Source organism: Glutamicibacter sp. 363 (genome assembly GCF_052379505.1).
Lineage (GTDB): Bacteria > Actinomycetota > Actinomycetes > Actinomycetales > Micrococcaceae > Glutamicibacter.
Window position 1 is genome coordinate 1 of record NZ_JBQSYR010000038.1, and the last position, 24,488, is coordinate 24,488.

The following is a 24,488-nucleotide window of genomic DNA, read 5'->3' on the forward strand; positions in this document are numbered from 1 at the left end:
GGTAATCGAGGGGACAGTAAATCGCTTTTCCTCCGTCATGTGGGAGATTGAAAATGGGTTGCAGGTTCGCAGAACTGGCCATTGACTGCAAGAATCCGGTACTGATCGCCCGTTTTTGGGGCGAGGTCTTCGATTATTCGGTGCTCAGCGAAGAAGCTGGCCTGGTGACGATAGGTCCTGCCGAGGCAACTAAAGATTCGCATGCTCCGGTCTTGGCCTTCGCTCAGGTGCCGGAGGAGAAAACCATCAAGAACCGCGTACATCTTGATGTGCGCCCGGTCGACTGCACGCAAGACGAAGAGGTTGAGCGGCTCTTGGGGCTCGGAGCGAAATATGCGGAAGTCGAATCCAGCGATTTCCCATGGATCGTCTTGCTTGATCCGGAAGGCAATGAATTCTGCGTTTTGTCGGAGCAGGAGGCCTAGGCAGACGCGAAGAACGCCTCCATCCGGTAGCATGGATCTTCACGCAATGCGTGATCCGTGTCACCAAATGGGGGTTGTGGCTAGCTTGGCAGGGGACGTCCGTAAAGCCGTAGTTATCGAGCACGAGTTTGAGGTTCGCGCGGTGTTGTCGCGCCTGCTAAAACAAGTTGGATTTGTCGTGCACGAGACGTCCTCTGGAGAAATTGGAGTAGAGCTAGCCGAACGAATCAACCCTCAGGTGATTGTGGTTGGCTCCGGACTTCGGGACATCGACGGCCATGAGACCCTGCGCCGACTCTCGAATCGCGTTAGTGCCCATTTGCTTGCGGTGCTTGATTCCGATGAAGAATTCGACGTAGTGCACTCCTTTGACGCGGGGGCCGACGGCGTGATGGCCAAGCCGTTGCGTGAGCGGGAATTCAGGGCGCGACTCGATTCCTTTGTGCGCCGCCAGGCCACCACCGGTAGGTTGCTGGCCTTAGGCGAGAGCCAGGCGGGTCGGATACTTAGCCATCGGAATCTCACGTTGAACGTCGTGACGTGGCAGGTAATGATCGATGCAGAGCCGGTGGAGCTGACCGCTACCGAATTTTCCTTGCTGCGCGCGTTGCTGCTGCACCCAGGGCATGTGCGGAGCAAGAAGGAACTGGCCCGAATGCTGAATGACGAGGATGGGGCAGGTGCGGTGGATCTATACGTGTCACCCGCCGCCGTGCGAAGCATTGAAGTGCATATCGCAAATCTGCGACGAAAACTGGGCGATTCGGCGCGAACGGAACTGTGGATCGAGACGGTGCGCGGGGTTGGATACCGGATGGTCGGCGAGCAGAACTCGCGTTCCTAGCCGCAGCGAAACATTGAGCTGATCTTGAGCATTCGATAATCAACCCTTGAGGATTATCGAGCAGAATAATCACCATGGCCTTGTGCCATAGGGGTGCTGTGCCGAATGAGGTTGGATCTTGGGGGATTAACTGGCTGCCGCGCAAGGCGGCAATCATTACTGGTACCCATTTAAGTGCGTGAAGGCTTCGAAATGGTAGCGCAATACCAAGTCGAAGCCTTCACGCATGGTGGGGCCGCCTGCGGCTAAGCGCTGGTTTTTTTGCTGCTCAGTTCCGGGTAGTGAATGGCAGCGGTTTGCGGGTGGGCGCGTAGCCAGCCCTTGAGAACGTTCGCACCGTAAGAGGCGAGCATTGCATTATGCGGATCATCCGATACGCCGCGGGCTACGGCCGCAAGCTCCGCCGGAAGCTGCACCTTGTCGACCACCGCGTCGAGGCGCGGGGAGTAGAAAAACGGCACAGAGTAGCGGTCGACGCCAGCTGGCGGGGCGACCACTCGGTGGATGGTGGCCATCAGATAGCCGTCGGTGGCCACTTCGAGCATCTCGCCGAGATTTACCACCAGCGCGCCCGGGGTCGGAGGCACCGAAATCCATTCCTCCTGGCCGTAGGGCTGCACCTGCAGTCCGCCAACCTGGTCCTGAAGCAGCAGGGTCACGAAGCCGTAGTCCGCATGCAGGCCCACGCCTTGGTTGCCGGCGTCGGGTACGACGTCGCCGGAAACATAGTGCACCAGCTTGCCCATCCATGACGGGGTGTCAGCGAATGGCTCGTCGAAGTGCTCTTCGGGCAGGCCCAGGCCCACTGCGATGGCCGAGAGCAGCTCGTGGCCGGTCTGGTTCATCAGCTCGGCCCACGCCAGGGCACGTTCCTCAAGCTGCGGGAAATCTGCCGGGAACTGGTTGGGGCCCTGCAGGTTCAAATAAGGCTTGTCGGCAGGGACCTCGGACAGGGTCTCGCGCTCCGGTCCGTAATCAATCTGCTCGCGGGCATCGGCTCGGCCACGGGTGATTTCGGTGCCCATGCGGGTGTAGCCGCGGAACTGGGCGCTGTTGCGGTTATCGAGCTTGATCTTCTCAGCGACGGGCTTCTTGAAGAACTCGGCAATCGTATCCAGCAGTTCCTGGTCTTGGTTCGCATGTGAGGCGTAGCCAACGATCTGGAAGAACCCTACGCGGTGCGCGGCATCGCGCAGTGCTGCGACGAAGGCTTCGTTGAAGCTTCCGTCGGCGTTGCGTGAGGTTGAGATGTCGAGGACTGGGATCTCGGTGACTACGTTGTTCATATCCCTAGACTGCACCCAAAAACTCAATTGTTACTAGCGTCCGTTACGCCGGGTTCCTCCAAGTTTCTCCCGTCGTAACAATCCTTGCTTTTTGCTTCATAGAGGCGCAAGCTACGCGCTGGCGAATCTTCCAAGGGGTTTTCGCCGGGTGTTCTCGGCACTGCCCGTCACCTGTTCACGCGCTAGGCGTCCGCGATGAATAATGCGCCCCAACGCCTGGGAATGTGTTTTTGCCGGTGGGGTTCCATATGCTTGGAAGGTGATCTTCCGAGCCGTTGGCGCTTCGCGCCCTTACCCAGAGCATCAATTAACTACCTCTCGGCAGTGGAGCGAAATTCCGCCGCAGCAGGTGAAGCTCGACGAACTGGTGACCACGAAAACTGTGCTCGATTTGGAGGCGCTGCTCTCGGAGGACTCGACCTTCTACGGAGATCTTTTCCCCCACGTGGTGCTCTGGCAGGGAACGCTGTATCTGGAGGATGGGCTGCATCGGGCGCTGCGCTCGGCCTTGCACCATCGATCGGTGCTGCACGCAAGGGTGTTGGATTTGGACGCCTAACGGGTAGGCTCGGATCAAGATAGCCTCAGGGCGCAGGCCGAAAGGTGCGCAGGGAAGGTAGGCCAATGACCGAGCCGAAGGATCGTCGTGATCCAAGCAGTTGGCATGGGCAGCATATCGTCAGCGAATCCGAGCTAGCCTTCCAATCGGATCTGCAGGCCAAGAAACGCCGCCGCACCCGGCAGAACGTGGTGTTCTCCGTGATGGCATCGCTCGTTGTGCTCGGCTTTGTGGCCGCGGTGCTGATTTTTACCGGGAACTGGCCGCTGGCCCAGGAGCCGGTGGAGGACGCGGTGGCCGATGCGCCGGTCGACATCGAAAATCCGGTATGCCCCGACGTTGAGTTCAAGGTGCAGGATCCGGCCTCGGTGCAGGTCAGGGTGCTGAATACCACCGGAAAACCGGGGCTGGCCGGGGCGACCGCCGAAACGCTCGAGGAGCGCGGCTTCACCATCACCTCGATCACCGAATCCGCGAGCGACTACGCCGACGAGGTGGGTGCGGTGATCGCCGGCCCCAAGGGGTATGCCCAGGCGCTGAGCGTTCAGCGCCAGTTGCCCGGGGCGGTGTTCGTCTTCGACAAGGAACGCCGTGACGCGCGCATCGACCTGGAGGTCGGGGCGAAGTTCGAGGGGCTGGAGAAGGAACGAAAGCTCAATGACGCCCCCGGAAAGCTGCACTGCGCCGAGTCGGAATAGCGGCGGCGAAGATCCCCGGGGGCTGTCAGTGCGCTCAGCCGGTGCGCGAAGCTAGTTCACCGCTCCGGCATGCGCCTGGGTCAGCGCATTGGTGAAGGCCTCGGCCGGTTGCGCCCCGGAGATCCCGTATTTGCCGTCGATCACGAAGAACGGCACTCCGCTGATGCCCAACTGGCGTGCCTGGGCGATGTCCGCGTTCACTTCCTCGGTGTAGGCCGTCGATCCGAGGGTCTCCCGCACCGCCGCCGCGTTGAGCCCCACCTCGGCCGCGAGCGCCGACAGAACCTGGCGGTCCCCGGTGTCCAGGCCGCGTTCGAAGTGCGCCGAAAGCAGCGTCTCCTTCAGCTCGCTGCCCTTGCCCTCGGTCTTTGCGTGTTCCAGCAGGCGCAGCGCGGTGAAGGAGTTCGCCGGGCGCAGCGCGTCGAAGTTGTAGTCCAGCCCTTCGCCGGCCGCCTGTTCGGTGACATGCGCCAGCATCCCCTTGACCTGCTCGGGATCCATGCCCTTGACCTCGGAGAGGTACTGCACCTCGTCGCCGTCATAGCGCTCCGGAAGGGTGGGGTCCAGCTGGTAGGCGTGCCAGAAGACGTCGACGTTCTCGGAGAATTCGAACTGTTCAACGCCCTTTTCGAAGCGGCGCTTGCCAATGAAGCACCAGGGGCAGGCGATATCGGACCAGATGTCCACACGGACTCGTTTTTCACTCATGAAAGCTTCAACAATTAGCCGCCGTGCAACATTCCCGCCGCGGCGATGGCAAGATGGAATAGGCAGAACCTATGCACCGTCAGGAGGATGATGGCCAAGTCGTTGAGCTATAAGGGCGTTATTTTTGCCGGCGGAATCACCATGATGGCGGGCTTCGTCGACGGGGTGGGGTTCTTGCACTTCTCCGGGTACTTCCTCTCCTTCATGTCCGGGAATTCCACCCGGTCCTCCGCGGCCCTGGCCACCGGGGACGCGAGCGGATGGTTGCTGGCCATGGGATTCGTGGCGAGTTTTGTCCTCGGAGTCATGCTCGCAACCCTGCTTTCCGCCCGGGCCAGACGCTACCGGCGGCCCCGGGTGATGTATCTATCCGCCACGTTGCTGCTGTGCGCGGCCGTACTGGGTGCGGCCGGAAATGTGCTGACCGCCTGCCTGCTGGCCGCCGCCATGGGCGCGGTCAACGTCAGCTACACGCGCTCCGGGGAGGTCTCGCTGGGACTGACCTATATGACCGGCACGCTGGTGAAACTCGGCCAGCACCTGGCCGGGGCGCTGTCCGGGGCCAACCGTGCGCTATGGGTGCCCTACGCGATCCTCTGGGCGATGATCACCCTCGGCTCGGTCTGCGGGGCCTTCGCCTATCTGCAGCTGGGATTGTCAGCCCTGTGGTTGGTGGCCGGAGGCATGCTGGCCTGGGCCAGCCTCGGGCTGTGGCGCGAACGCCGGATGGATAGCACCACCATTTAACCGCGATGCACCCGCGGACCGGAGCGGTCCGCGGGTGCATCATGTGGCGTTCTCCGAAACTTATTTGCTGGAAACCAGCCCGGCCTGCGGAGTGCGGACCAGGAACTTGTAAGCCACCGCGAGCAGCACCAGCCAGCCGGCGCCCGCGTAGAGCGCAATGCGGGTCTCGGCGCTCAGGGCCAGCAGCACAACCACGAAGGCCATGAATACCAGCGCGATCCAGGCGCTGGCGGTGCCCCCGGGAACCGCGAATTCGCGGTCCACCACGACGCCGGACTTTTCCTGGCGGCGCATCGCCAAATAGGAGGTGAGGATCATGATCCACACCCAGACGGTGGCGAAGGTCGCGATCGAGGCGATGATCATGAACAGCGATTCGGGCAGCAGGGCGTTGAGCAGCACGCCGACCAGCAGCACGATGGACATGGTCAGCACCGTCATCCACGGCACCCCGTGGCGTGAGATCTTCGCGAAGGAAGCCGGCGCGTGGCCCTCGCGGGACATCGCGAACATCATCCGCCCGGCGCCGAAGGTGTCCGCATTGATCGCCGACACCGCGGCGGTGATGACCACAGCGTTGAGCACGTGAGCGGCCGCCGGGAGGCCCAGCGCGTCGAAGATCTGCACAAACGGCGAGGCCGAACCGTCGATCTGGCGCCAGTCGAAGAGCATCATCACGATCGCCAGCGAAGCCACGTAGAACAGCAGAATGCGCCACGGCACGGTGTTGATCGCCGCGGGCACCGACTTGCCCGGATCCTCCGCTTCGCCGGCGGTGATGCCGATGGTTTCGATGCCGCCGAAGGCGAACATCACCACCGCGAAGGACAGCAGCAGGCCCATGAAGCCGTTGGGGAACAGCGTGCCGGCGCTCATCAGCGTGGCAAAGCCGGTGGCCGTTTCGGCGTCCGGGGCGCTGAAGCCGAAGAGGATCAGCGCCGCGCCGCCGACGATCATCGCGATGATCGCGGTGACCTTGATGACCGCCAGCCAGAATTCGGTTTCGCCGAAGACCTTGACCTTCATCAGGTTGATCGCGGCAATCAGCAGCACCACGGCCAGCACCCAGATCCACTGCGGCACCTGCGGGAACCAGAAGCGCATGTAGATGCCGAAGGCGGTGACGTCGGCGATCGCCACGATCGCCATCTCGAAGGTGAACGTCCACCCGGTGACGAACCCGGCGAAGCGGCCCAGGTAGCGCGAGGCGTAGTGGGCGAAGGATCCGGAGACCGGATGCTTGACGGCCATCTCGCCCATGGCGCGCATGACGATGAAAACCGCCGCGCCGCCGATCATGTAGGCGAAGAGCACGGCCGGGCCGGCTGCCTGGATGGCGGCGGAGGAGCCGTAGAACAATCCGGTGCCGATGGCCGAGCCGAGGGCCATGAAGCGGATGTGGCGGGCCGTGAGCCCGCGGGCGAGGGACGCCTTGATATCGGTCACGATGAAATACTCGGATCTACTTTGAGGTGCATGTGATCTGCGGCCGGAGACTTGAAGGTTCAAGCCAGCTGGTGCCTCAAGAATTTTACGTGGTGCATGATGCTGGACGGGGTTGTTTGTGGCCAAGCTCTATCGTGAGATAGCTCATCTGCGATGGGGAGACCACTGATTCCGCGATGTTCGGATGATTAAGCGGGAGCAGTTCAAAAATCGATCATTGACCGCTCCTTGTGTGCTGTGAATAAAGACGTTTTATCTGGTCAGCAACGTGTTGTGCCAAAGTTCAATAGATCCAGCTCAGGTATATTGAAGCGCGTATGTTGTGCGGAGCAATGGTAGACAGCGGATCGCATGAGTTCGGACTCCGGCAACCGGAGACAACCGCCGGCAGAAAGAACAAATGAAAAATACCGGACTACGACTAGCTGTCGCAGTAGCCCTTCTGTACTCGTTATTTGTGTCTTTTATGCTTACAAAGTCCATTGATGAGTCGACGCTGGCGGGCGCTAGCAGAATTCTCGTCTCGGGTACGGAGACTATGTCCGGCAACCAAGGACTATGCGAACTGGTCCAGGGATCCGCTGCAGAGTCCGGCTCAATCATCGTGCGTGAAAATCGTGACTTGCATGATGCATCGGTGCGTCACCTCTATCTGGCCAGTGGCAACAACGCCCAAAAAGAGGCGCAGTGGTTGGACACCGGTTTCCCGCAATTCAGCCAGAGCGTCAGCACTATCGTTCACGCAGCAACTGACCTTGATGGGATGGATCCGCGCGGAGAATACTTCATCTTCGGCAATTCGGCCGCGCTGCGCATGGTTGAGCAAGACTTCACCGAGTTGGGTTATTCGGTAGAGACGTACAAGTCCGGCACCTCATTTCCGGCCCTTGCCGGCGAAATTTTCTTTGGCTTCTTAGGGCCGGCAACGATCGTTGCCTTATTGCTCGTGGCCTTATTGACCGGTTTTTCGGTTCTTTCACGGGCCAAGCACTACGCGATTTTACGGTTGCATGGCGGCACCATCAATACAGCCTTAAAACGAGATTCCCGGCAAGAGATAGTTGCCATCACGGTCATTCTTGCCTTGGGCTTCACGGCAGCATTGCTGGGGCTACTGCTATACAACGGATGGAACCAGCTGGGGAGATATCTGGAAACGGCGTTCAGCCTCGTGGGGCTCATGCTGCTGGTCATCACATGTTTGCATATTGGGGCGCTACATTTGGCGTTCGACGTGAAAATTCTCGACGCGATCAAAGGAAAATTCGGGTTCAAGGTTGCGGTGCCAGCCACCTATATTCTACGAATCCCGAGCATCATCTTGGCGGTATCACTTATCGCCTCGGCATTCGCTGCCAGTAGCGCGGCCGCGCAAGCACAGAGAAACCAGGATTCTCTAGCCGACGTAGGCAACGTGGCAAAGATTGTCTTTGAGGGACTTTTTGCTCCGCAACAGATAGACAAATTAGCCTTCGACACTGGGATTTGGCTTAAAGAGCAAGACCGTCTGGGGCACACCATCATGGTGAGCACGCTGGCAGAACACTCGGCAGACACCACGCTTCAAGACGAGGTGCTGCTAGTCAACCGAGGCTATCTGCAACGCAACCGAGTCCTTGATGCGCAAGGGCAGCAAATAACCAGTGTCCCGGACGACGAAGTTGTCATTATGGTCCCCGAATACTCCAAGCGCTCGGCTGAAGAGGTGGAAAGTGCACTGCTGGAAAACTATGGGGGTAGCCAATTACCCACGATAAGTACTGTGACGCTGCGTGATGCTCAGAGACACTTCCTCTACGGCAGCGCGGCCGATCGCCCAAACAAGGAAAGTCATCTGAATAACGCTATCGTTGTCGGTATCGGTGCCAACTCCGGGTTCATCGCGGACGATGAATACATGGGGCAAGCCAGCAGAGGACTAGTCTTGATGGCGGATGCAGAACAAGCCCGAATCGATACACCCCCAGAATTCTTGGGAACGTGGATTTCTGCCTACCTCCCGATCGCTCAAATGGCCGCCGACGAATCCGCGACGCGCCAGGAAGGACTTCGCTTTCAGGCAGTATGCGCCGTCGTAGCACTGCTGGTGCTCCTCGCTACCGCAGTTGGAATGGCGCAGATTCATGTCCGGTCCAATGCGCAAACGATCTTGGTGCGATATCTGAACGGCTGGTCTTTCTGGTCCACCCACCGGTGGCTCATCAAAGGTGAAGCTGTTGTCTTAGCGCTAGCCGTCGGATGGGCGGCGGTGACAGGAATTTGGACTGCTGTTCGTGCGAAGTCCTTCGGCGAGGTGTCCCATGCAGCCAGTGATTTGGCCGTCGCCCAATGGCAGCCTGTAGTGGTTCTGGGTGTCGCCCTTATTAATCTGTTGCTGCTTTTTGCTGTGGTGCACGCTAAGACTCAACGCCTGATTCGTACCCATAGTGAGGAAACCGCATGAGCACTATCGAAGTTCACGGGGCCACGAAATCTTTCGGTTCCAAGACGCTATTTCGTAACCTGACTTTTAGCGTGCCGACCGGGCAGTTGATGGCGGTGATGGGGGCTTCTGGATCAGGGAAATCGACTCTTTTGAACTGTCTAGGCCTGCTTGAAAGACTAGATGGCGGAAGCCTCATTGTTGGTGGTGAGAAAATTTCGGCATTCTCCAGCCAAGAACAACGGCGCTTTCGGCGGGACTCATTGGGTTACATGTTCCAAAACTATGCGCTGATCGAAAGCTCAACGATTCAGGATAACCTCGAAGTTGCATTGGCACCTGCGGGAAAAGCGAAGATCCGAACGACCGATTTTGACGGAGCCCTGGAACATGTAGGTCTCGGCGGGCGGGGTAAAGAGATGGTCTATTCCCTTTCCGGTGGCGAACAACAGCGGGTGGCCTTAGCCAGACTGATCGTTAAACGCCCTGCGCTAGTCTTAGCTGATGAACCTACCGGCGCGTTGGACAGCACTAATGAGTCCATGGTGATGAAGGAGCTTCGTAATATCGCAGCTGGGGGAGCCACCGTGTTAATCGCAACGCATTCGACGGCTGTGATGAACCATTGCGACACGGTTCTGGAATTGAGCTAGGTATACGCTGTCACCGGTTTGGGTCAGAATAGAGGCCGGACTCAGGGGCAGGCACCTGGGACGCGTTAATTATGTTGGCCCGCGGTGGGAGAATAACCCTATGGAACTTGGATTCATCAGACACGGTCAGACTCGCTGGAACCTCGAAGGGCGGTTGCAGGGCAGCAGCGATATCGCATTGAACGACACCGGGCGGGCGCAGGCGCGCGATGCAGTTGAGGTCCTTGGCGCCGCACGCTGGGACGTCATTGTTTCCTCCCCGCTGAGCCGCGCGCGGGAAACGGCGCAGATTATTGCCGACGGGTTGGGGCTGGAGCTCGGCCCGGCCTACGATCTGCTGATCGAGCGGGACTACGGCGAGGGCGAAGGGGTGCTGGAGACCGAGGCGGCGGAGCGCTGGCCGGGCAAGCTGGGCGGGGGCATCGAAGCGCTGGAATCGGTGGTGGACCGCGGGCTGCGCGCGATCGAGCAGATCGCCGCGGACTACCCGGGGCAGAACGTCGCGGTGGTCTGCCACGGCACGATCATCCGCTACACGCTCTCGCATTTCGCCGGCTACAAATTAGATACCATCCGCAACGGCTCGGTGGCGATCCTCGCCCGCCGCGCCGCGGGCTGGGAGCTGGAACTGGTCAACGACCGGGTGCCGCAGCCTCCGGTCACCGCACCGTAGCTAGCCGCCCACGGTGCGCCGCACGCTGCGCGCAAGCGACGAGTCGGCCTGCCGGTTCTTGACCGTGGCCAACCAGGAACCCAGGCGCAGGTAGGCCGCGGAGCGCACCGGCGCGGCGGAGAGGAACACGTCGTGCAGCGCATCGGGCAGCCGCACCAGGTGCAGCTCGCGGCCCAGGTTGATGCTGCGCTGCGCGACCACCTGCACGTTCAGCGCCACATCTGAGCGGGTGGCCGCGTCACTCCAGCGCGGCAGCAGGTAGTCCCGGGCGCTGAGCATCACCAGCACCGGCTGGCGCAGCTCCAACCCCTTTTTCACCTTCGCCTGGGCGGCGAATACCGCGGAGATGAATCCGGTGCTGAGCGTGAATCCGTTGGCCGGACGCCATTGCAGGTCATAGTCCCATTCGCCCTCGAAGCGGTTTGAGACGGTGCGGGTGTAGAAGCCCGGGTCGATGGTTGGCAGGTTCCGGTGCGGATTGCGCCCGCTGGCCACCGCCAGGAGCTTCGCCAGGGCGGTGCGCCCCAACTCGGAGGCCTGGAATTCCAGCCAGGGGCTGTTCAGCGCCAGCGCGTCCACCTTTGCCGGGTGCGCCGCGGCATACAGGGCGGCGCTCAGCCCGCCGGTGGAATGGGCGAGCATCACGAAGCGGGTTCCCGGGTGGGCGCTGGAGATGATCCGGTGCGCCGCATCGAATTCCTCGAAGTAGTCCTCCAGATCGGTGATGAACCCCGGGGTGCTGTCCGCGGTGAGGTTGCGCCCGTAGTTGCGCAGATCCAGCGCGTAGAAGTCGGCTCCCGCGGTGCTCAGGAACTGCGCCAATTCGCGCTGGAAGTAGTAGTCGGACCAGCCGTGCACGTAGAGGATCGCCAGCCCGCGCAAGGGCGGGGCGAATTGCGGCCGCGCGGATTTCGGGCGGTGGCGGATCAGCGTCGCGGTTGACCCGTCGGACAGCGGGAGCGTGCGCCGGGCGAAGCCCTCGCCCAGGAGGTCCGCCTCCCAGCGGCCGGCGGCGGGGGAACGAAATTGGAAGGCCATGGAAACATCCTACGGGGCACGAAAAACGGCATCCCCCGGATGAGCTGGTTACCATCCGATGAATGCCGTTATTCGTGGCCGTATATTGGTAGTGCTCAGTCCGCTTGCGACGTGGGTCGCCTAGGTGCAGGAAACTTCTTGACGATCCACAGCAACAAGATGAACAACAATGCTGAGACTGCTGAAGCAACCACACAAGCCACCCAAGAGTAGAAAAATCCCGAGTAGCAAACAGTCATGACAACAAATCCGGTGGACCATGATGCGGCTTCTCGAAGAGGCTTGTTGCCTGGAAGTTTCGACTTGAGTACAGCTTCAATGATTCCGGCGACAATCGCAGTCGCAAGCAACGTGCCCATCGCCCAGTAAACGAACCAACCAGCAATATCTTGACGAACTTGTTCCATTCCAAAAATCAAAATTGAACTTCCGATGCCCGCCGAAAGCGGAAGCGAGATGAACACCAAGACTGCAAAGAGAACCAGTATCACCCAGAAAATCGCGATGGCCTTGTTCAAAGGTTTATCGTCGTCGGTAGTTTCAGCCACAAATTCTCCATACCATTTAAAACGTCTAACTTACCATCTGGCTGGTATCAACTAGATGATGATGTTCATGATGACCCACGCCGCGTCCTTCGCAAGGTCATATGGAATTCCAGCTGCTTGGAACGCGATGATCAACTCATTTTCGGATTTCAATTCCGCTTTGCGAACGAGAAGCGCCAGAGGTCGAGCGGTCAATGCCTAGCATGGCGTGGCAACTACGGGGCACGAAAAACGGCATCCCCCGGATGGGCTGGTTACCATCCGATGAATGCCGCAATTCGTGGCCGTACCGCTTCGCTTGTTGAGTTCAGGCGCGTGCAGCCGAGTTGGTGTCCTGGACTAGCCCGCTATCTCGTAGGCCGGAGCCGGGGTGTCCAGGTAGCGCAGGTAGGCGTTCTTGGTCAGGAAGGTCGGGAAGTCGTCGCGCAGCGCGCTGGCCTCGAAGATCTCCACCGCCTGCTCGAAGCGGTCCCCCTCGAAGCGCTCGATCCGCTCCATGGTTTCTTCGGCCAGATCCTGCACCCAGCGGCGGGTGATGATCTCGCCGGTGTCGGTGATGGCCGACTGGTGGATCCACTGCCACAGCTGGGAGCGGGAGATTTCCGCGGTGGCCGCATCCTCCATCAGGTTGCGCAGCGCCACCGCGCCGTTGCCGCGCAGCCAGGACTCGATGTAGCGGATGGCGATCTCGATGTTCTCGCGGATCCCGCGCTCGGTGATCCGGCCCTCCAGGCCTGCCACGTTCAGCAGCTCGCTTTCGGAAACTTCCACGTCCTCGCGGGTCCGGGAGATCTGGTTCGCGTTGGCGCCCAAAACCTCGTCGTACACCTCGCGGGCCACCGGCACCAGGTCCGGGTGGGCCACCCAGGAGCCGTCGAAGCCGTCGTTGGCCTCGCGGGACTTGTCCTCGGAGACCTTCGCGAAGGCGAGCTGGTTGATGGAGGCGTCCTTGCGGCTGGGCACGAAGGCGCTCATTCCGCCGATGGCGCTGGCGCCGCGGCGGTGGCAGGCACGGACCAGCTGCTCGGTGTAGGCGCGCATGAACGGGCTGGTCATGGTCACCAGGTCCCGGTCCGGGAAGACGAAGCGCGGGCCGCGGGAACGGAAGTTCTTGATGATCGAGAAGATGTAGTCCCAGCGTCCGGCGTTCAGCCCGGCCGAGTGCTCACGCAGCTCGTAGAGGATCTCCTCCATCTCGAAGGCCGCGGTGATGGTCTCGATGAGCACCGTGGCGCGGATGGTGCCGCGATCGATGCCCAGCAGCTGTTGGGCCAGCAGGAACACGTCGTTCCACAGCCGCGCCTCCAGGTGGTTCTCCAGCTTCGGCAGGTAGTAGTAGGCGCCGCGGCCCGAATCGATCAGCCGCTGGGCGTTGTGGAAGAAATGCAGGCCGAAGTCGACAAAGGCGCCGGCGATCGGCGTCCCGTCGATCAGCAGGTGCTTCTCCGGCAGGTGCAGCCCACGCGGGCGGACCACGATGGTTGGCAGCTGCGACAGCTCGTAGCTGTGCAGCTTGTAGTCCCGGCCGTCCGGGGCGGTGAAGTCGAGCTCGCCGTCCAGCACGCGCAGCAGGTTCACCTGGTTCTTGATCACGTTCTGCCAGGTCGGTGAGCAGGCGTCTTCCATGTCGGCCAGCCACACGTTCGCGCCGGAGTTCAACGCGTTGATCGCCATCTTGCGCTCGATCGGTCCGGTGATCTCCACCCGGCGGTCCTCCAGGCCCGGAGAGATCGGGGCCACCTGCCAGCTTGAATCTTCGCGGATGTGGCGGGTTTCCTCCAGGAACTTCGGGTCCTTGCCATTGGCGATGCGCGCCCGATTCAGCTGGCGGCGCTGCATCAGCTCGGCGCGGCGGCCTTCGAACGCCTGGTGCAGGGCGGCGATGAATTCAAGGGCCTGTGCGGTGAGGATCTGCTCCTGGTAGCGCACTGGGGTAGCGGTGATCTGGATCGGGTTCAGGGAGGTGGGGGTTGACATGATCTTTTCCTTAAAAGTTTGAGGGCGGTGGGGCCGGCGTCAATGCCGGCCCCACCGTCCGGACCGCTGGGGTCCGAGTTAGTGGAACTGGCCTTCTTCGGTGGAGCCGACCAGAGCGAGGGTGGAGGCATTGGGGTTCAATGCCGTGGCGATCGCGTCGAAGTAGCCGGTGCCTACTTCGCGCTGGTGCTTGGTTGCGGTGTAGCCGCGGGACTCGGAGGCGAATTCGCGCTCCTGCAGTTCGACGTAGGCGCTCATGCCTTCGCGGGCATAGCCCTCGGCGAGGTCGAACATCGAGTGGTTCAGCGCGTGGAAGCCGGCCAGCGTGATGAACTGGAAGCTGAAGCCCATCGCGCCGAGTTCGCGCTGGAACTTGGCGATCGTCGCGTCGTCCAGGTGCTTCTTCCAGTTGAAGGAAGGCGAGCAGTTGTAGGAGAGCATCTGATCCGGGAAGTCGGCCTTGACCGATTCGGCGAACTTGCGGGCCATTTCCAGGTCCGGGGTTCCGGTTTCCATCCAGATGAGGTCGGAGTACGGAGCGTAGGCCTTGGCGCGGGCGATGCATGGTTCGATGCCGTTGCGGACCTTATAGAAGCCCTCCGCGGTGCGCTCGCCGGTGATGAATTGCTGATCGCGTTCGTCGACATCCGAGGTGATCAGGGTTGCCGCCTCGGCGTCGGTGCGGGCGATGACCACCGAGGGAGTGCCGGCCACGTCGGCCGCCAGGCGGGCCGCATTCAGCGTGCGGACGTGCTGCTGGGTAGGGATCAGCACCTTGCCGCCGAGGTGGCCGCACTTCTTTTCCGAAGCCAGCTGGTCTTCCCAGTGGACTCCCGAGGCACCGGCGGTGATCATCGACTTCATCAGCTCGTAGGCGTTCAGCGGGCCGCCGAATCCTGCCTCGGCATCTGCGACGATCGGGACCATCCAGTCCTCGACGCTTTGGATGCCCTCGGAGAATTCGATCTCATCTGCACGGAGCAACGCGTTGTTGATGCGGCGTACGACCTGCGGAACCGAGTTGGCCGGGTAGAGCGACTGGTCCGGGTAGGTCTGGCCGGAAATGTTTGCATCCGCGGCGACCTGCCAACCGGAGAGGTAGATGGCCCGCAGGCCGGCCTTGACCTGCTGGACCGCCTGGTTGCCGGTCAACGCACCCAGTGCGTTGGTGTAGCCGCCGGTCGGGGTTTCTTCGGTCAGCTGCTTCCACAGCTTCTCGGAGCCACGCTTGGCCAGGGTGTGCTCTTCCTGAACCCGGCCCTGCAGTTTCACGACGTCGGCTGCGCTGTAGTCGCGGGTGGTCCCGCTCCAGCGTGGGTTGTTCGCCCAATCGTTTTTGATAGTTGCGATGCGGTTGTCGATCGAATTCTGCTCGGTCATTGTTCTGGCCCCTTCGCCCACATGTTGGTGTTCGCCCGAATCGGAGAGATGCGGTGAACTTCTTCGTGACACTTACTTTTCCGTAGATGCAAGGGGGCGAATAGGGGTATTCGAGGGAAAGATTCGCGGTTCTTCGAGAAAGCTGAAAAAAGTAGGTTTTTTCGCATGAATAAGTGAAAAATGGCAGAAATGGTTGATTTGGAGACTTCGTAATCTGAAGAAGTGTTTTTCTTGAGGAATGAAGTGGTGGCGGTTTGGGGTTGTGGGCGCGCCAAAGGCAGCTAAGCCAGGTGTGTGCGATCTATGGCGGTTACGGCAGGTCTAGCGAAACGACGGCCATGAATCCGCGCCCGGAGATCGTCGGTTCGGCCGCATCACCGCCGATGACGGTATCGCGCAGTTCGAGCTTGCGCTCTTCGCCGTGCAGCGTCAGGACGCCGTTGCCCTGCAGCATGATGCCCAGCTGGCCATCGAAGAGGTACTGCTCGCGCTTCTTGGAAAGCTCAACGATGCGCACCGTGCCGCGTACCCGCTCGGGCCGGGTGAGCAGATGCAGAACCAGCAGCTCCTGTGCGGGCTGGCTGGTGGAGACCGGAAGCGTTGCCTCGATTTTCAGCGGGCGCAGCGGTTCGAGGCCTTGCGCCTGCCCGTCGACGTCGAGCTGGAGAAAATCTCCGGCTAGCAGGGTGAGCACCTGCGAGGTCCCCGCGTTGTGGAAGGACCCGGCCTTTTCGATCGAGCGAATCGATAGTTGCCAGCTGCCCGAATCTTGGGATGCCGCGGTGAGCTGCCCGCCGTCCGTCAATTCACCGGCGCAGATCTGGCGGACCTGGCCCAGCTCCCACTGCTTCTTGCTGCTCTGGGCAAGCGGGGTGACGGAACCTGGCAGGAATTGCTGGGGAGCTTCACTCATGGTTCGAGTTTACTTCTCCCAGAGGGCCAGCAGCTCATCGACCACCCGCGCGGTGCTCTGCGTGGCATCGATGACGGGCCAGCCGTGGGTTGCCGCAAGCCGCAGATACTCTGCCCGGCTGGCGTGCAGGAAGGCATAGGTTTCCGAATCCTCGCCGCGCGCAACGATGCGAGAATGAGCGGTGCGCACGTCGACGTCTAGGACGACCACCTGCGCCCGCTGCACGCTGTTCCGGGCCAGCCACGTCAGGAAGCGTCCGTGCGGCAACTGGCGGATGCTGCGCAGCGCAAGCTGGCAAAAGAGGTGGCGGTCCATCACGGTCACGCCCGGGAACAGCGCAGCTCGCCTAGCGTTCAAGGCGATGTTGCCGGTGCGGATCATCGTCTCCATCGCGTCCTGAAGGGCTATTGGCATAGTGAGCCCGAGCTTTTGTTCCGCACGCGTCAGCCAGCGGCGCCCGGCAGGGTTTGCCAGGCTTTGGGCAGCTTGGCCACGGAGCTCCAAGCTGCGCACCAGTTCGCGGATGGTGGTGGTTTTCCCCGCACCGTCCATGCCCAGAATAATCAGGGCCTGGCAGGAATCCTCGGCGGGGGCTCGAACGGCAGGCGTGATGGGTCTAATGGCAATGGAGGCGATCTTGCGGCTCCCTTCGAATATTGGTGGATGGACAGTGTGCTCGAAACGTATAACGAGTGGCAACGCCGTGGTGATACCAATTTCTGGCTGAAAATTCGATGTGAATCTCATGAAGGCTGCTTGTGCGGGACGCGGTTCAACGGAGGCAACCGGAGCGGCCAGCCGAGGCAAGGGCGAAAACAGAACTCAGCGGTGAAAGCGAAGAAGCCGAAAACTTTGGCGCATAATCTAACGAAACGACGTTATCGACGCGATTTTTACCGAATTTCTAGAAAAATTACCTGTTCTTCGCTTAGGCTATGAATGTGACTGCACCCACATGGAATCGAAGCTCATCGCAAGAACCGGAAACCGATCAGGGCATTGACGCCGCCCTGGACACGCTCGCGCTCGGCCGGCGGATCCGCCACCTGCGCAAGTCCAAGGGGTTGACCCTGGACGACGTTTCAACCTTGGTCGATACGGCGCCGAGCCAGCTGTCGCTGATCGAAAACGGCAAACGCGAACCGAAGCTTTCCCTGCTGAAGTCTCTGGCCAGGGCGTTGCAGGTAGGTGTTGATGATCTTCTAGGTGCGGAGCCTCCCACTCGTCGCGCGGCGCTGGAAATCGATTTGGAACGGGCCCAACGCGGCCCGCTCTACGAGGCATTGGGCCTGCCCACGGTGCGGGTCGGCACGCGGTTGCCGATGGACGTACTGGAATCCCTTGTCGGCCTGCAGCACGAATTGGAACGCCGGCTCAACGAACAAGCGGCAACGCCGGAGGAGGCTCGTCGAGCCAACACGGCATTGCGCCAAGAGATGCGCCAACGCAACAACTACTACAAGGAAATCGAGCAGGAAGCGGCCAAGGTGCTCGCGGCGGTGGGCCACGACGAAGGCCCGCTCTCGCACCATCGCGCGGCCGATATCGCCGAGCATCTCGGCTTCAGCCTCCGGTTCGTGGGAAATCTCCCGCACTCGACTCGATCGGTCACGGACCTGAAGAACAAAAGGATCTATCTGACCCAGACCAGCCGCTCCGAGCATGATCCGCGCTCGGTGCTCTTGCAGGCACTGGGCCACTACCTGCTCGGGCATGAGGCTCCCACAAGCTATGCGGACTTCCTGGACCAGCGCGTCGCCACAAACTATTTCGCCGCGGCGCTGATGATGCCAGAGAAATCCACCACGGCCTTCCTGCGCCGGGCCAAGGCCAACCGGGAACTGGCCATTGAGGATCTGCGTGATGCCTTTGCGGTTTCCTACGAAACCGCGGCGCACCGGTTCACGAATCTGGCCACCGAGCATCTGGGCATGACCTGCCACTTCCAGAAGGTCCACGAATCGGGCATCCTGCACAAGGCCTACGAGAATGACCGGGTGAACTTCCCGGCCGATCATACCGGCGCCATCGAAGGGCAGAGCATCTGCCGCTACTGGACCAGCCGAGTGGTCTTTGACCAACTGGATAAGTTCCGCTCCTTCGAGCAGTACACGGACACGGTCAACGGGACCTATTGGTGCACCGCGCGGACCGAACGGCACTCCTCGGGGTTGTATTCACTGTCCATTGGCGTTCCCTTTGAGCATGTGAAATGGTTCCGCGGCCGAGACACCAAGGAACGCTGCCAGTCGACCTGTCCAGATGAAAATTGCTGCAGGCGTCCACCGGCCGAGCTGTCCAGCGAGTGGTTTGGCAACGCATGGCCCTCGACGCGTGCCAACACCCACCTCTTGGCCGCCATGCCAACCGGCGCCTTCCCCGGCGTGGATGAGACCGAGGTCTACCGCTTTTTGCAGCAGCAGAGATAGCCAATAAGTGGCGATGAATCGAAGCGATTTGTTCTTGCCGGTGCGCCGGATCGAGGCCAGCGAGCCGAATGCCGAGCTGCCCGCGCACTGGCCTATGGTGATGCCGCCGGTACGCCAGCTCCTGCTTGAAGGCCTGGACCTGAGTGCGGTGACCGTGATGGTGGGGGAGAACGGGGTCGGCAAGTCAACGCTGCTCGAAGCTCTGGCCATCGCGTACGGGCTGAACGCCGAGGGCGGATCCACCGGCGCCATGCATGCCACCCGGGCCTCTGAATCCACCCTCTCGCAGCTGCTGAAACTTCACCGTGGTGCTGCCGCCCCACGCAAGGGGTTCTTTCTGCGTGCCGAAACCATGCATTCCTTCTACACGTACTTGGAGGAATCGAGCGTGGGATCGGCGTTGCATGAGCGCAGCCATGGCGAATCCTACTTGGACCTCATCGAGGAACGGATCCGGCTCAAGGGGCTGTGGGTCCTCGACGAGCCCGAGTCGGCGCTGTCCCTAACCGGCTGCGTGCAGTTGATCGAGCGGCTGCGCGGGATCGTGGAGCGCGGCTCGCAGGTGCTCATCTCCACCCATTCCCCGGTACTGGCCGCCTTCCCTGGAGCACGAATACTGGAGGTTGGCTCCTGGGGGTTCCGCGAGAGCGAATACGACCACTTGGAACTGGTCAGAAACTGGCGGGAATTCTTCACCGATCCGGACGCTTTCCTCGGCTCGCCGGAGACGGAGTAACCGCGCAGAATTGCTGCACCGATGATGGTGAAACAGATGGTGATCACCGCCGGGGGCTTGGTGATCCAGGGACCGAAACGACTGGGGGTTCTGGCCTTGCCCGAAGGTACACGCAGTCATTCGGATACCGTCTGTTTTTGTGTTGCGATGTGCCAGACATCAGTTCAGGTGCCTTCGAATGAATTTCTCGGTGGCTTCGGTCAATTGTGCGCCATCCTCGGCGACGCTGCGACCGGAACGGGCAACCTTGAATGAATGGTCACCGCCCTCGAACCAGATAAGTTCGCAGTCGGCGTTCAACCCTGCGACTACGCGAGAGATGATTGCCGGGTTCGCGAAGGGATCACGGGTTCCTTCGAGGAAAAGCATCGGTGTGCTCAGCGGGTAGAGATGCTCGTCGCGGAGCTTTTCTTCCTTCTTGGGTGCATGCAAGGGATACCCAAGAAAAATGAGCGCTTCGGTGGGCATGTCCTCGGCAACCGCCAGAGACGCCATTCGCCCGCCGAAGGATTTCCCGGCGGTAAAAACGGGTAGGTCGCCTGTCAGGTGGGTGCCGGCCCATTCTCGGACGTGTTTCCACACCGCTAGGGCAATGGGAGCCTTATCAGGGAACTTCTTCCCGGCGTCCATATAGGGGAAGTTAAAACGCAATACCGATACTCCACGCTTAGCCATTGCTTGGGAAAACCCCGATATGAAGTCGTGGTCTTTGCCCGCTCCAGATCCATGAGCCAGAATCAGAAAAGCGCTGGGATGCTCCGCGTGGTCAATGATGGCGGTGAGGTCTCCGCTTTCCCATGGGATTCTCAATTCCTGGTTCATGTCTTCAAGGCTAAGTCTTATAGTTCGGTTCCACGAACCGGGTGTTCACCACATTGACTCGTATGCGCGGGCCGGAACCCGCCACTGACCAATCGCCTACTGGGTCCAATCAGCTTTGTGTTCGGTACTCGTTTCCTCAGTTCCCTGCACCTTGACGGTGAGAGTTTCCACCTGCTCCGGTCCGTGGGCTTTGCTGTTGATTTTGAGCATCATGTTGCCCGAAACGAAGTCGACGCCGGGTATCGAATCGGTATCGTAGGTGTTGTCCTGCCAGATCCCCGTGGCGAGGGTCACGACTAGCTCGCCAACTGCCGGGGAAGAGACCGAATCGATGTAGGCGTGGGGATCGGTGGGAATGCAGTCGCGATAGGTTTCGATCTTCTTGATGCTCGCTGAGCAGAATGACTCGTAGGTATCATTCATTGCTTCGAGCCACTGCACGTACTTTTCCTCGGCCCAGGCCTCCCGGTCCGCCGGGTCCGCTCCGGTGCGGGCACGCGAGAAGGTGCCCGAATGCTGCTTGTTCTCCGTGGCAAAGGTGACTGATTCGAGCTCCGGGGATTTTTCGCCGATGCTTTCGAACATGACCCGCCCCATGATCCGCAGTTCGTCTTTGGGGCCCCCAAGATGATCGGCCGATCCGTCCTGATTAAAACGGTATGAGTTGTCCAGATGAATGGACAGATGCCCGGGCTTGGGTGAATCCCACGAATTTATGAGCTTGTAGGCACCGAGAAAACCCTTGACCGACTTGATGCCGGAGTTATCCAACCAGGCCTGGATCTTGGAATCGGCCCAGTCCTGTCCGCTAGCGTCTAGGCCGCGCGCAGGATCATAACGTTGCGTCGCTGAGGAATCGGCCGCAGCGGGGCTCGGTTTTGGCGAAGGTGATGACGTCGTGGCCGAAGCCGGAACACCTGCAGTTTCGCCGGGCGGCGGGGTTGCTTGAACCGAGCAACCGGTCAATGCCAGGGCGGCCAGCGCCGCGGTGAATATGAAGCGCAAGCGCATGAGAACCTCCGGAGACTCGAGTAAATATCAGTCTATCGAAGCGATGCCGCTCTGCACGTTGGGAAAGTGCGTGTGACTTAGTGCGGGTCGGAAAGGCAGAAGGTAATGCCAAAGGGATCGCGCAGTACGCTCCACCCAAAGCTAGGATCCTCGGTGTGTTCTTCAACCAAGACCGCGCCGGCGGCCACAAAGCCGGCGACGCTTTGTTCGCGGTCGCCATCGGCTTCTAGATCGAGATGCACTCGATTCTTATCAGCGGAGACCGATTCAACTTTTTGAAATCCGAGCCTGGCGCTGAAGCCCGGGACGGTAAGCATGGTGAACCCCGGGTACTGCCCGGCGTATTCGGCTCCGAGACGTTTCCGCCACCACTCGGCGGCAGCCACTTCGTCTTGGGCGTCGAGGGTGATCATGGCGATGTTTGGCATGGGCTCAACCTACCGCGAGCCGGCAGTGGTTTCTAGACTTAAACGAAAAACAGAACCTACAGATCGCGATGATCTGTAGGTTCTGGTTTTCATGGAGTCTTAGCTGCCGAAGTAGTCCATAACCGGTGCAGCCGGTTCCGCGGCTGCGGCCGGAACCTGCTTGGCAACCGAGAGCTGGCCTCCGGCGAAGTCCACCTCGATGGTGTCTCCGGCGGCGACTTCGTCGCCGATCAATAGATCGGCAATGGCGTCTTGCACCTTGCGCTGCACCAGGCGGCGCAGCGGGCGGGCACCAAACTCCGGGTCATAGCCCTCGGCTGCCAACCAAGTGATTGCGGCGTCGGTGACGTGCAGCTTGAGTTCTTGCCCCGCCAGGTGCTTGCGGGTCTCATCGAGTACCAGCTTGACGATCTGGGCGATCTCGGATTCACTGAGCTTTCCGAAGAGCAGTACCTCGTCGAGCCGGTTCAGGAACTCGGGACGCATGAACTCGCGTACCTTGCCCATTACCTTGGCTCGAATTTCGGCCTTCTCGCTGCCGGCATTGATCGAGGTGAAGCCGAAGTTGCCGGCCTTGCTGGCGAGGTGTTCGCCGCCGAGGTTACTGGTCATCAGGATCAGTGTGTTGGAGAAGTCCACGGTGCGTCCGGCGGTATCCGTCAGCCGACCGTCATCCAGTACCTGCAACAGCACGTTGAACACGTCCGGGTGGGCCTTCTCGATCTCGTCGAGCAGGATCACCGAATACGGGTTGCGGCGGACCTTTTCGGTGAGCTGCCCGGGTTCGTCGTGGCCGACGTAGCCCGGAGGGGCACCGATGAGCCGCGAAACCGTGTGCTTCTCTCCGTACTCGCTCATGTCGATGCGCACCAGCGACTCGGAGGAGCCAAAGAGGTTGTTGGCCAGGGCCTTGGCCAGCTCGGTCTTGCCCACACCGGTGGGACCGAGGAACAGGAAGGAACCGATCGGACGCTGTGCCGGGGCCAACCCGGTACGGCTACGGCGTACCGCGCGGGATACCGCGGCCACCGCGTCATGCTGGCCGATGACCGAAGCGTGCAGCTGCTCCTCAAGGGAGGCCAAGCGGGTCTTGTCGTCTCCGTTGATCCGCGAGGTCGGGATGCCGGTAGACCGGGAGATCACCTCGGAAATCTGGGCCTCATCGACGATGCGGGTAACCCCGGAGTCTCCCGCCTGCTCCGCGGCGGCGATGCGTTCGGTAAGTGTTGCGATGTGGTCGCGCCACGCACCGGCATCTTCGAAGCGTTCCTCGCCGACGGCTCGAGCCTTATCGCGATCTGCTTCCACTAGTTCGTTGCGCAGCGCCTGCACGTCTTCGGTACCGCCTGCGGCGATTGACCTGCGGGCACCGGCGATATCGAGCAGGTCGATGGCCTTGTCCGGCAGGCGCCGGTCGGTCAAATAGCGTGCGGACAGCGAGACCGCGGCCTTCAATGCTTCCGGGGTGTACTGCACCTGGTGGTGGTCTTCGTAGGATTCGCGCAACCCGTCGAGGATTGCCAGCGCAACTTCCTGAGAGGGTTCTCCCACGGTGACCTTGCCGAATCGGCGGGCCAGGGCGGAGTCCTTCTCTACCTTGCGGAATTCATCTAGGGTGGTGGCGCCGATCAAGTGCAGCTCGCCGCGGGCCAGGCGTGGCTTGAGGATATTCGCGGCGTCCATATTTCCGGACTCGCCGGAACCTGCACCGACCAAGAGGTGCATTTCATCGATGAATATCAGTGTTTGGCCCTCGGCCTCGGCTACCTCTTCGAGCAGGCCGGTCAGCCGCTGTTCGAAGTCACCGCGGTACCGGGTGCCGGAGAGCATGCCGGGCAGGTCGATGGAGATCAGCTGGACGCCACGGATCTGCTCCGGGACTTCATCGGCAACGATGGCACGGGCGAGCCCCTCGGCGATGGCGGTTTTGCCGACGCCTGCCTCACCGATGAGCACCGGGTTGTTCTTGGTTCGACGGGCCAGGATCTCAATGGTCTGGGCCAATTCGTCCTCGCGGCCGATGACCGGGTCGATCTGGCCGTCGGAGGCCAGCGCCGTCAGGTCGGTACCGTAGCGTTCCAGCATAGAGACGTCTTGCTCTTCGCCGGACTCTGCCTCTCCCGTCTGGGCGCGCTGGGCCTGCTCCATGGCTGCCTGCTGCAGGGACTGGCCGGTGATCCCGTGCTGCGCGAGCAGCACGCCCACAGGAGATTCGGGGGAGAAGACAAAGGCGAGGAACAGGTGTTCCGGGTCGATGTAAGTCGAACCGTAATTTCGAGCGACCTGATAGGCATCGAAAAGGCTGCGCTGGGCTGCGGAGGAGAGGCGTGAGGGCTTCTCGGTGGCTTCTTCCCGACGCGGCAAGCGTTCGATGGCGTCTTTGGCCAGGGCTTCCAGATCAACGCCCATGGCGCTCAAGTGCTGGCCAGCGGGTTCGGTGCGAAGCAGCGCGACCAGCAGGTGCAGTGCGTCGATTTCTGCATGACCGTTTTCATGTGCGAAGGCAGCCGCGATGGACACTGCTTCGTGGGTGCGCTGCGAGAGCAGGCGGGTAATGTCGATGGGTCGCGCGGCTTGGGTGCGCGAGGAAAGGAACCGGGAGAGGAATTCCTCGAACGAGCCATCTGACGAGGAGCCGAAAAATGCTGGCAAGTGAGCCTCCTAATAGAAACTTGAGTGGTCTATGCTCATGTTCAACGTAATACGAGCGAATCTATTCCCGCAATGTCGGTCAAGGCAACAATA

General features: G+C 60.9%; 23 protein-coding genes. 10 read left to right on the forward strand and 13 right to left on the reverse strand.

Features of this window, described 5'->3' with window-relative positions; all coding sequences use genetic code 11:
* Positions 1-53: 53 nt before the first annotated feature.
* Together ACT3UA_RS17225 and ACT3UA_RS17230 are read left to right on the forward strand one after the other, a co-directional pair.
* On the forward strand, positions 54-425 hold the full coding sequence (locus ACT3UA_RS17225) for a VOC family protein (protein ID WP_096285585.1): 372 nt from the start codon (positions 54-56) through the stop codon (positions 423-425).
* A gap of 76 nt (positions 426-501) precedes the next feature.
* The gene (locus ACT3UA_RS17230; RefSeq protein ID WP_444617585.1) at positions 502-1,269 is read left to right on the forward strand and encodes a response regulator transcription factor; all 768 of its coding nucleotides are present in this window, start codon (positions 502-504) and stop codon (positions 1,267-1,269) included.
* A gap of 245 nt (positions 1,270-1,514) precedes the next feature.
* Here the strand turns inward: ACT3UA_RS17230 and ACT3UA_RS17235 are convergent, their stop codons facing one another.
* Positions 1,515-2,555: an isopenicillin N synthase family dioxygenase gene (locus ACT3UA_RS17235; RefSeq protein WP_096285581.1), complete on the reverse strand. Its 1,041-nt coding sequence runs from the start codon at positions 2,553-2,555 to the stop codon at positions 1,515-1,517.
* 259 nt (positions 2,556-2,814) lie between these two features.
* On the opposite strand from ACT3UA_RS17235, the gene ACT3UA_RS17240 reads away from it, so the two are divergent.
* Complete coding sequence (locus tag ACT3UA_RS17240; protein WP_176484147.1) at positions 2,815-3,114, forward strand: type II toxin-antitoxin system VapB family antitoxin; 300 nt, start codon at positions 2,815-2,817, stop codon at positions 3,112-3,114.
* A gap of 65 nt (positions 3,115-3,179) precedes the next feature.
* Complete coding sequence (locus ACT3UA_RS17245) at positions 3,180-3,812, forward strand: LytR C-terminal domain-containing protein (RefSeq protein WP_096285577.1); 633 nt, start codon at positions 3,180-3,182, stop codon at positions 3,810-3,812.
* Between the two features lie 51 nt (positions 3,813-3,863).
* Here ACT3UA_RS17245 and ACT3UA_RS17250 read toward each other — a convergent pair whose 3' ends face one another.
* Positions 3,864-4,520, reverse strand: a complete 657-nt coding sequence (locus tag ACT3UA_RS17250; RefSeq protein WP_096285575.1) for a DsbA family oxidoreductase — start codon at positions 4,518-4,520, stop codon at positions 3,864-3,866.
* 87 nt (positions 4,521-4,607) lie between these two features.
* Here ACT3UA_RS17250 and ACT3UA_RS17255 point away from each other — a divergent pair, with 87 nt between their 5' ends.
* A complete protein-coding gene (locus ACT3UA_RS17255; protein WP_255248408.1) occupies positions 4,608-5,267 on the forward strand; it encodes a YoaK family protein in 660 nt (219 codons plus the stop codon).
* Between the two features lie 60 nt (positions 5,268-5,327).
* Here the strand turns inward: ACT3UA_RS17255 and ACT3UA_RS17260 are convergent, their stop codons facing one another.
* On the reverse strand, positions 5,328-6,656 hold the full coding sequence (locus tag ACT3UA_RS17260; protein WP_096286007.1) for an amino acid permease: 1,329 nt from the start codon (positions 6,654-6,656) through the stop codon (positions 5,328-5,330).
* A 457-nt stretch (positions 6,657-7,113) separates the two neighbouring features.
* Here ACT3UA_RS17260 and ACT3UA_RS17265 point away from each other — a divergent pair, with 457 nt between their 5' ends.
* The 3 genes from ACT3UA_RS17265 (at position 7,114) to ACT3UA_RS17275 (ending at position 10,461) form a co-directional block, all read left to right on the forward strand.
* A complete protein-coding gene (locus ACT3UA_RS17265) occupies positions 7,114-9,156 on the forward strand; it encodes a hypothetical protein (RefSeq protein WP_105553495.1) in 2,043 nt (680 codons plus the stop codon).
* Entirely contained in the window at positions 9,153-9,788 is a 636-nt protein-coding gene (locus ACT3UA_RS17270) for an ABC transporter ATP-binding protein (protein ID WP_444617589.1), read from the forward strand. Before ACT3UA_RS17265 ends, ACT3UA_RS17270 begins: the two co-directional genes overlap by 4 nt.
* A gap of 100 nt (positions 9,789-9,888) precedes the next feature.
* Positions 9,889-10,461: a histidine phosphatase family protein gene (locus tag ACT3UA_RS17275; protein ID WP_096285569.1), complete on the forward strand. Its 573-nt coding sequence runs from the start codon at positions 9,889-9,891 to the stop codon at positions 10,459-10,461.
* Here the strand turns inward: ACT3UA_RS17275 and ACT3UA_RS17280 are convergent, their stop codons facing one another.
* The 6 genes from ACT3UA_RS17280 to ACT3UA_RS17305 form a co-directional block, all read right to left on the reverse strand.
* Positions 10,462-11,499 carry an alpha/beta hydrolase gene (locus tag ACT3UA_RS17280; RefSeq protein ID WP_105650124.1) on the reverse strand — a complete coding sequence of 346 codons (1,038 nt, stop codon included), beginning with the start codon at positions 11,497-11,499 and terminating at the stop codon, positions 10,462-10,464.
* A 95-nt stretch (positions 11,500-11,594) separates the two neighbouring features.
* Complete coding sequence (locus tag ACT3UA_RS17285) at positions 11,595-12,047, reverse strand: hypothetical protein (protein ID WP_096285565.1); 453 nt, start codon at positions 12,045-12,047, stop codon at positions 11,595-11,597.
* Positions 12,048-12,386: 339 nt separating this feature from the next.
* Entirely contained in the window at positions 12,387-14,024 is a 1,638-nt protein-coding gene (gene aceB / locus ACT3UA_RS17290; RefSeq protein ID WP_444617592.1) for a malate synthase A, read from the reverse strand.
* A 78-nt stretch (positions 14,025-14,102) separates the two neighbouring features.
* Entirely contained in the window at positions 14,103-15,404 is a 1,302-nt protein-coding gene (aceA, locus tag ACT3UA_RS17295; protein WP_444617594.1) for an isocitrate lyase, read from the reverse strand.
* 310 nt (positions 15,405-15,714) lie between these two features.
* Positions 15,715-16,317, reverse strand: a complete 603-nt coding sequence (locus tag ACT3UA_RS17300; RefSeq protein ID WP_096285559.1) for a HutD family protein — start codon at positions 16,315-16,317, stop codon at positions 15,715-15,717.
* 9 nt (positions 16,318-16,326) lie between these two features.
* Complete coding sequence (locus ACT3UA_RS17305) at positions 16,327-17,064, reverse strand: thymidylate kinase (protein ID WP_444617597.1); 738 nt, start codon at positions 17,062-17,064, stop codon at positions 16,327-16,329.
* Positions 17,065-17,258: 194 nt separating this feature from the next.
* Here ACT3UA_RS17305 and ACT3UA_RS17310 point away from each other — a divergent pair, with 194 nt between their 5' ends.
* A complete protein-coding gene (locus ACT3UA_RS17310; RefSeq protein WP_374955692.1) occupies positions 17,259-18,746 on the forward strand; it encodes a helix-turn-helix domain-containing protein in 1,488 nt (495 codons plus the stop codon).
* 13 nt (positions 18,747-18,759) lie between these two features.
* Entirely contained in the window at positions 18,760-19,482 is a 723-nt protein-coding gene (locus tag ACT3UA_RS17315) for an AAA family ATPase (protein ID WP_444617599.1), read from the forward strand.
* Positions 19,483-19,641: 159 nt separating this feature from the next.
* Here the strand turns inward: ACT3UA_RS17315 and ACT3UA_RS17320 are convergent, their stop codons facing one another.
* From ACT3UA_RS17320 to ACT3UA_RS17335, 4 genes are all read right to left on the reverse strand, one after another.
* Positions 19,642-20,304, reverse strand: a complete 663-nt coding sequence (locus ACT3UA_RS17320) for an alpha/beta hydrolase family protein (protein WP_444617601.1) — start codon at positions 20,302-20,304, stop codon at positions 19,642-19,644.
* Positions 20,305-20,400: 96 nt separating this feature from the next.
* Positions 20,401-21,315 carry a hypothetical protein gene (locus ACT3UA_RS17325; RefSeq protein ID WP_444617603.1) on the reverse strand — a complete coding sequence of 305 codons (915 nt, stop codon included), beginning with the start codon at positions 21,313-21,315 and terminating at the stop codon, positions 20,401-20,403.
* 77 nt (positions 21,316-21,392) lie between these two features.
* Complete coding sequence (locus ACT3UA_RS17330) at positions 21,393-21,743, reverse strand: VOC family protein (protein ID WP_096285549.1); 351 nt, start codon at positions 21,741-21,743, stop codon at positions 21,393-21,395.
* Between the two features lie 99 nt (positions 21,744-21,842).
* Complete coding sequence (locus tag ACT3UA_RS17335; protein WP_444617606.1) at positions 21,843-24,395, reverse strand: ATP-dependent Clp protease ATP-binding subunit; 2,553 nt, start codon at positions 24,393-24,395, stop codon at positions 21,843-21,845.
* Positions 24,396-24,488: the final 93 nt, after the last annotated feature.

Excerpts from the sequence above, each read along its gene's own strand:
- ACT3UA_RS17225 (WP_096285585.1), top strand. The coding sequence starts at position 54 with ATGGGTTGCAGGTTCGCAGAACTGGCCATTGACTGCAAGAATCCGGTA.
- ACT3UA_RS17235 (WP_096285581.1), bottom strand. The coding sequence starts at position 2,555 with ATGAACAACGTAGTCACCGAGATCCCAGTCCTCGACATCTCAACCTCA.
- ACT3UA_RS17245 (WP_096285577.1), top strand. The coding sequence starts at position 3,180 with ATGACCGAGCCGAAGGATCGTCGTGATCCAAGCAGTTGGCATGGGCAG.
- ACT3UA_RS17250 (WP_096285575.1), bottom strand. The coding sequence starts at position 4,520 with ATGAGTGAAAAACGAGTCCGTGTGGACATCTGGTCCGATATCGCCTGC.
- ACT3UA_RS17255 (WP_255248408.1), top strand. The coding sequence starts at position 4,608 with ATGATGGCCAAGTCGTTGAGCTATAAGGGCGTTATTTTTGCCGGCGGA.
- ACT3UA_RS17260 (WP_096286007.1), bottom strand. The coding sequence starts at position 6,656 with ATGGCCCTCGGCTCGGCCATCGGCACCGGATTGTTCTACGGCTCCTCC.
- ACT3UA_RS17265 (WP_105553495.1), top strand. The coding sequence starts at position 7,114 with ATGAAAAATACCGGACTACGACTAGCTGTCGCAGTAGCCCTTCTGTAC.
- ACT3UA_RS17270 (WP_444617589.1), top strand. The coding sequence starts at position 9,153 with ATGAGCACTATCGAAGTTCACGGGGCCACGAAATCTTTCGGTTCCAAG.
- ACT3UA_RS17275 (WP_096285569.1), top strand. The coding sequence starts at position 9,889 with ATGGAACTTGGATTCATCAGACACGGTCAGACTCGCTGGAACCTCGAA.
- ACT3UA_RS17280 (WP_105650124.1), bottom strand. The coding sequence starts at position 11,499 with ATGGCCTTCCAATTTCGTTCCCCCGCCGCCGGCCGCTGGGAGGCGGAC.
- aceB (WP_444617592.1), bottom strand. The coding sequence starts at position 14,024 with ATGTCAACCCCCACCTCCCTGAACCCGATCCAGATCACCGCTACCCCA.
- aceA (WP_444617594.1), bottom strand. The coding sequence starts at position 15,404 with ATGACCGAGCAGAATTCGATCGACAACCGCATCGCAACTATCAAAAAC.
- ACT3UA_RS17300 (WP_096285559.1), bottom strand. The coding sequence starts at position 16,317 with ATGAGTGAAGCTCCCCAGCAATTCCTGCCAGGTTCCGTCACCCCGCTT.
- ACT3UA_RS17305 (WP_444617597.1), bottom strand. The coding sequence starts at position 17,064 with ATGAGATTCACATCGAATTTTCAGCCAGAAATTGGTATCACCACGGCG.
- ACT3UA_RS17315 (WP_444617599.1), top strand. The coding sequence starts at position 18,760 with ATGAATCGAAGCGATTTGTTCTTGCCGGTGCGCCGGATCGAGGCCAGC.
- ACT3UA_RS17320 (WP_444617601.1), bottom strand. The coding sequence starts at position 20,304 with ATGAACCAGGAATTGAGAATCCCATGGGAAAGCGGAGACCTCACCGCC.
- ACT3UA_RS17325 (WP_444617603.1), bottom strand. The coding sequence starts at position 21,315 with ATGCGCTTGCGCTTCATATTCACCGCGGCGCTGGCCGCCCTGGCATTG.
- ACT3UA_RS17330 (WP_096285549.1), bottom strand. The coding sequence starts at position 21,743 with ATGCCAAACATCGCCATGATCACCCTCGACGCCCAAGACGAAGTGGCT.